The 5,829-nt window shown below is 69.5% G+C and carries 7 protein-coding genes; 1 reads left to right on the top strand and 6 read right to left on the bottom strand.

The genetic code is table 11. The features are described 5' to 3' along the window. A partial coding sequence (locus tag NON22_RS19260) for a S8 family serine peptidase (RefSeq protein WP_257388591.1) occupies positions 1-190 on the top strand: 190 nt, incomplete at its 5' end. A gap of 12 nt (positions 191-202) precedes the next feature. On the opposite strand, the gene NON22_RS19255 is transcribed toward NON22_RS19260, so the two are convergent. The 6 genes from NON22_RS19255 to NON22_RS19230 form a co-directional block, all read right to left on the bottom strand. Further along, positions 203-1,072 carry a nitrilase-related carbon-nitrogen hydrolase gene (locus NON22_RS19255; protein WP_257388590.1) on the bottom strand — a complete coding sequence of 290 codons (870 nt, stop codon included), beginning with the start codon at positions 1,070-1,072 and terminating at the stop codon, positions 203-205. Between the two features lie 189 nt (positions 1,073-1,261). Beyond that, positions 1,262-2,101, bottom strand: a complete 840-nt coding sequence (locus tag NON22_RS19250) for an aldo/keto reductase family protein (protein WP_257388589.1) — start codon at positions 2,099-2,101, stop codon at positions 1,262-1,264. Between the two features lie 28 nt (positions 2,102-2,129). Continuing rightward, the gene (locus NON22_RS19245) at positions 2,130-3,200 is read right to left on the bottom strand and encodes a hypothetical protein (RefSeq protein WP_257388588.1); all 1,071 of its coding nucleotides are present in this window, start codon (positions 3,198-3,200) and stop codon (positions 2,130-2,132) included. 219 nt (positions 3,201-3,419) lie between these two features. Next, on the bottom strand, positions 3,420-4,448 hold the full coding sequence (locus NON22_RS19240) for an aldo/keto reductase (RefSeq protein ID WP_257388587.1): 1,029 nt from the start codon (positions 4,446-4,448) through the stop codon (positions 3,420-3,422). Between the two features lie 373 nt (positions 4,449-4,821). Continuing rightward, complete coding sequence (locus NON22_RS19235) at positions 4,822-5,352, bottom strand: hypothetical protein (RefSeq protein WP_257388586.1); 531 nt, start codon at positions 5,350-5,352, stop codon at positions 4,822-4,824. Between the two features lie 113 nt (positions 5,353-5,465). Next, the coding region (locus NON22_RS19230) for a hypothetical protein (RefSeq protein WP_257388584.1) at positions 5,466-5,829 on the bottom strand (364 nt) is incomplete at its 5' end.

Genomic DNA, 5,829 nt, shown 5'->3' with positions numbered 1-5,829 from the left:
CAGCGGCACCTCGATGGCCGCGCCGATCGTCGCCGGCGTCGCCGCCTGCCTGCTGTCGCGCGACCGCGCGCTGTTCCGGGCGCCGCGCGATCGCGCGCGCGCCGACGCGCTGCAGCGGCAGCTGTTCGCGAGCTGCCGGCCGCTCGGCTTCGGCGACATCTACGAAGGCCGCGGCCAGCCGCTGGTCTGATCGGCGCGGCGGCTACGGCGCGATCAGCGCGCCGTAGCTGTCGGGCCGGCGGTCGCGGTAGAACGCCCAGACGTTGCGCACTTCGCGGATCCGCTCGAGATCGAGCTCGGCCGTGACGAGCTCGGAGCGGTCGCGCGAGCCGACCGCGAGGAACTGGCCGCGCGGATCGCAGAAATAGCTCTGGCCGTAGAACTCGCCGATGTTCCACGGCGCCTCGGTGCCGACCCGGTTGATCGCGCCGACGAAGTAGGCGTTCGCGACCGCGTGCGCCGGTTGTTCCAGTTTCCACAAGTATTCCGACAGCCCGGCGACGGTGGCCGACGGATTGAACACGATCTCGGCGCCGGCCAGGCCGAGCGCGCGGGCGCCTTCGGGAAAATGCCGGTCGTAGCAGATGTAGACGCCGATGCGTGAGTAGGCGGTGTCGAACACCGGATAACCGAGGTTGCCCGGCCGGAAGTAGAACTTCTCCCAGAAGCCCGGCGCGCAGTGCGGGATGTGGTTCTTGCGGTATTTGCCGAGATAGCGGCCGTCGGCGTCGATGACCGCGGCGGTGTTGTAGTAGACGCCGGTCGTGTCCTCCTCGTACAGCGGCACGACGATGACCATGCGATGGCGGCGCGCGAGCTCCTGCATCAGCTGCGTCGTCGGGCCGTCGGGAATGCGTTCGACTGCGTCGAACCAGCGCGGATTCTGCTCGGCGCAGAAATACGGCCCGGTGAAGATTTCCTGCATGCAGAGGATCTGCACGCCGGCCGCGGCCGCCTGTTCGACGAAGCCGACGGTCTTCGCGACATTCGCCTCGCGAATGACGGCGAGAGGCTCGCTGCTCGCGCAGGCCATGGAAGTCTGGATCAGGCCGCATTTGACGAGCCTGGGCATGACGTGCTCCGCGGTGACGGCGACCGGCTTAGGTTGCCGGTGAGCGCAGCGAACCGCAACACCGAGGTGTCGTCGCGGCGAAGAATCGCCAACGACGCGATGTGGAATCTGGCGAGGCCGTCAGCGCTCCGTTCGCGTTTCACACGGCATCAGCGCCTCGGCGTTGCGGTTCGCTGTGCTCACCGCAACCTACGCCAGCAGTCCTGCGATCGCAGTGCAATCCTGTGCTTCGAGTTCGAACGCGAGCACGTCCAGGCTCTGCCGCAGATGTGTCAGCGACGTCGTGCCGGTCAACGGCACGACGTCGTTCTGGATCAGCCAGCGGAACAGGATCTGCGCCGGCGTGCGTTCGTAGGCCGCCGCCAGGGCCAGCACGGTTGCCGAGTTCAGCAGCTGCGGGTTCGCGCTGAGGGTCCAGAAGCTCTGGTAGACGAGGCCGTTCGCGCGGCAGAACGCGCGGATCTCGCGGTCGTAGCCAGTCTGCGCGTAGAAGCGGTTCTGCACGATGGACGGCTTGATGCGCGCCTCGCGCCAGAGCTGCCGCAACTGCGCCGGCTCGTAGCAGTTGCTGATGCCGAGCAGGCCGACTTTGCCGGCGTCGGCGAGCGTCTCGAACGCCGCCCAGGCGTTGCGCTGCGCTGCGGTTTCGCGCAGCGGCGAATGCAGCAGCAGTGCGTCGAGATAGCCGCTGCGCAGGTTGCGCTGCGAGTTCGCGAAGGATGCGGCGATCTGTTCCGCAAGCGGCGCGGCCGCATCGTACGGCAGGCGCGCCGGGTCCTGTCCCGCGTACGGCGTGAACTTGGTCTGCAGATACAGCGTATCGCGCGGACGTGCCGACGCGGCGATGCCGGCGCCGACGCCGGCTTCGTCGTAGTGCCTGGGCTGGCCGGCCGTGTCGATGCCGTCGAAACCCTGGCGCAGCGCGGCCTCGACCCACTGCGCCGTCGCGGCCTTTTTCCAGGCCGTGCCGTAGACGAGGCGCGGCATGCGCACGTTGCCGACGAGACGGTGGCGGGAGAGGTCCGGCATGCGTGTCGGCTCGCTCGGCGTCTTCGCGCTATTCGAGTCCGTCGACGAAGATCGTGTCGGCGACGACGGTCGTGCGCACGCAGTCGTAGGTCTCGGCGATGCGCGCGCCGGTGTCGAGGACCTGGAAATCGCCGATCGCGACGACGCGCGCGCCCGGTGTCTGATCGAACACGCGCGAATCCAGGCCGACCTCGCTCCAGCTGTGCGTGGTGTAGCGGTCGCTCTCGGCGGTCAGCGCGACGTTGCCGCCGTCGGCCAGCACGATGCCGTAGCGCTGCATCGTGCGCAGTATCACCTGCGCCGCCGGCGAGTAGCCGGCCATCGGAAAATCCGCGCGCAGACGCAGGCGCGAACCGTAGGGCACGCTGCCGGCCGGCCCCGAAGGCGAGCCCGCATGCGTGGCCGGACGCACGTAGAGCCGGCCCAAGGTGCCGCCGAGCGATACGTCGTTGGCCATGCGCTCGTTCGGCAGGATGAAGCGCAGCGCATGGCCGACGTCGCCGCCGCTCTGCACGGCCGCATGAACCTCGTCGGCATTGAACAGCAGCGGTGCGATCGGGAAGCCGGCGCCGTCGGCGCTGCTGCAGTGCTCGCCGCGGCCCTGGCCCGGATAGACCGCGGTCAGGTGCCACTTGACCAGACACTGCGCCTCGAGCCCGGTCGCGCCGCTCGCGTTCGCGTGATAGGCCTCGTACAAGGTGGTTCCCTGCACGACGAGCAGATGGCAGTCCTCGTTCTCGTTGTCGCAGCTCAGGCCCGTGCTGGACTCGATCGCCGCGTTCGCCGGCACCGGCAGCGCCGTGCCGATTGGCTCGCAGTCGGGCGAGTAATAGTCGTCGTAGGGATAGCCCGTGATCGTGCGCGTCGGACTGCCGGCCGCGGCGCGCACGACCTGCAGGCCGAAATCGATCTGCATCCGGCCGAAGCCGAAGCCGCCGAGTCCGGCCAGGGTCGAGATCATGCCGGCCGACTGCGGATGCACGGGCGCGGCCGAGATGTCGCGGTTCCAGACCGCGCCGGGCGGAAAGCGCGGCAGCGGATCGGCGAGCGCCGGCGAGGCCAGCAGGATCAACGACAGGAAATACGGCGACGGTTTCATGGGGCATCCGGCGTAGCTGGACCGGAGGCATTCTGCACCCGCCGCGCGTGTCCGATTGTGGCGGCCGCGGCAAAAGCGCCGGGCGCACCGTCGTGCTGATCCTGTCCGCCCCGCTTTCGCGATCTGGTCAGGGCGCACCGTCGCCGCCGGCTCCGTCGCACGAGTTCTTCGGCGGCGGTTGCGCATCGACGCGAGAGCCGCCGCCGTTTTTCGTGTGCCTCAGACCGGCGTCGGATTCCGGTATGCGAACGCGGCCTGGTGCCAGTACGGATACGGCTTGGTCGTCGCGCTGGCCGCATCGAGCTTCGCGACCTGTTCCGGCGTCAGGTTCCAGCCGACGGCGCCGAGGTTCTGCCGGAGCTGTTCCTCGTTGCGCGCACCGATCACGACGGTGCTGACCGTGGGCCGCTGCAGCAGCCAGTTCAGCGCGACCTGCGCGACGCTCTTGCCGGTTTCGGCGGCGACCTCGTCGAGCGCGTCGACGACCTTGTACAGATAGTCCTCGGCCACCGGCGGGCCGTAGTCGGCCGTCGCGTGCAGGCGGCTGGTTTCCGGCAGCGCCGCGCCGCGGCGCAGCTTGCCGGTCAGGCGGCCCCAGCCCAGCGGGCTCCAGACCACCGCACCGACGCCCTGGTCGGCGGCCAGCGGCATGAGCTCCCATTCGTAGTCGCGGCCGATCAGCGAGTAGTAGGCCTGGTGCGCGACGTAGCGCGACCAGCCGTAGCGGTCGGCGACGGCCAGCGATTTCATGAGGTGCCAGCCGCTGAAATTGGACACGCCGAGATAGCGCAGCTTGCCGGCGCGCACGAGGTCGTCGAGCGTCGACAGGGTTTCCTCGACCGGCGTGCGCGCGTCGAAGCCGTGCAGCTGGAACAGGTCGATGTAGTCGGTGCCCAGGCGTGCGAGCGCGGCGTCGACGGCGCGGATCAGGTGATGGCGCGAGGAGCCGACCTCGTTCTCGCCGTCGCCGAAGCGGAACGTGGCCTTGGTCGAGATCAGGTATTGGTCGCGGGCGCGGCCCTTCAGCGCCTCGCCGAGTATCGATTCGGCCGCGCCCTTGGAATAGATGTCGGCGCTGTCGAACATCGTGAGTCCGGCGTCGAGGCAGATGTCGACGAGGCGGCGCGCCTCGACCACGTCGGTGGAGCCCCAGGCGCTGAACAGCGCGCCCTGGCCGCCGAACGTGCCGGTGCCGAAGCTCAGGGCGGGAACGCGAAAGCCGGAACGGCCGAGATAACGGTATTCCATGGGCGACTCTCCAGAAATGAAGCGGAAGGACCGGGCGAAGCGGACGGTAGCGCGGAATGCACTGCCGCGGGCGACCGAGCTGGGGCCGTCGGGACGCGAATCACTGCGACTTTGGTCGCGGGGTTGCGGCGCCGGTCGTGACGGGAAGATTGCAGCGAGGCCGGTGACGCGGACTTGCGCGGAATTGCGCAGAGGGCCGGCGAGCGGGCAGAGAACCGCAACAGCGTGCTATCGCTTGCGTGGAACGCTCGGAACGACCACGTCGCCCGCGGTCCCGGGTCTTTTCCCGGCCCTGGCCTTGCCAGGTCGGGTCGTCGTTCCGCTCGACCCGGCGTTGCGAACGACGCATGGCCGCCCGACCAGGCCCGGCCAATCATCTCCGTCCTCTTTCCCCTACTCCGCAGGACTCACCCCGTTCCACCGGCAGGGTTCGGCGCAGATGATCCGCAAGCCGCACGATCGGCGTGTCGCCCTCGATGTCGCGCCGGTCGTAACGCGTATCGGCGTACGCGACCATGCTCTCGAAGTTCGGATTGCCGGCGAGCCCGGCCAGCACGATCGGACCTTCGGCGGCCGCGAAATCGTATCCGTCGATGCGAGCGCGATCCGCATTGACCATGCGATCGAGTTCGCGCAGGTCGCCGCAGCGCTCGACCAGCGCCGGCAGCTTCTTGTCGAGGAACTTGACGAAGGCCCCGATGTGCCGGAGCGACGTGATGCCGAAAGCGGCACGGTTCTCGAGGGTCGAGATGCGCAGCGTCCATGTCGCGGAAGACGTGCTGTCCGGAATGACGCTAGCGATCAGCTGTTCGACGACGTGGTGACGCACTGAAGCGGCGGACCGGGGAGGCGCAGCGGGTCGCCGGAGACCGGCGGTGTCGCGCCGGGACGCCTCGATCGCCATCGACCGGCCTGGATGTACTCGAGGGTGCAGTTCGCCGTGCCGCGGCAACCTGCGAACGCGCGACGTTGCCGCGCCGGTTGCAGGAGAGCCACCCGCGAACCGCAACCTCATGCTCACGCCGCGTCGCGCCGGTCCGCAGCGTCGCTCGCGGCGGCGGCGTCGATCATGCGCTGCGCGCGCGACAGGCTGCCGAGGCTCAGCGCATCGACGAGCCTCGCGGCGAAGGTGTCGCGTGCGCGCCGGAAGCGCCGCAGCAGCAGCGCCATCGCGAGCACCGCGACGAGGCCGAGGCCGAGCCGGATCGCGAGTCCGAGCGTCTGCCACAGATCGACGCCGGCCAGGCCGAGGCCGAGGGTCTGCAGCAATGCGAGCGACAGCAGCGGCGCGGCGACGACGTACGACTGCAGCAGCACCGTGCGCAGGCGCAGCGCGCCCTGCAGCCGCGCGTGCCAGGCCGGCGGCGCCGCGCCCCAGGGC

Origin of the sequence: Tahibacter caeni (assembly GCF_024609805.1) — a bacterium.
Classification (GTDB): Bacteria; Pseudomonadota; Gammaproteobacteria; order Xanthomonadales; family Rhodanobacteraceae; genus Tahibacter; species Tahibacter caeni.
This window is presented reverse-complemented; position numbering and strand designations above follow the sequence as displayed.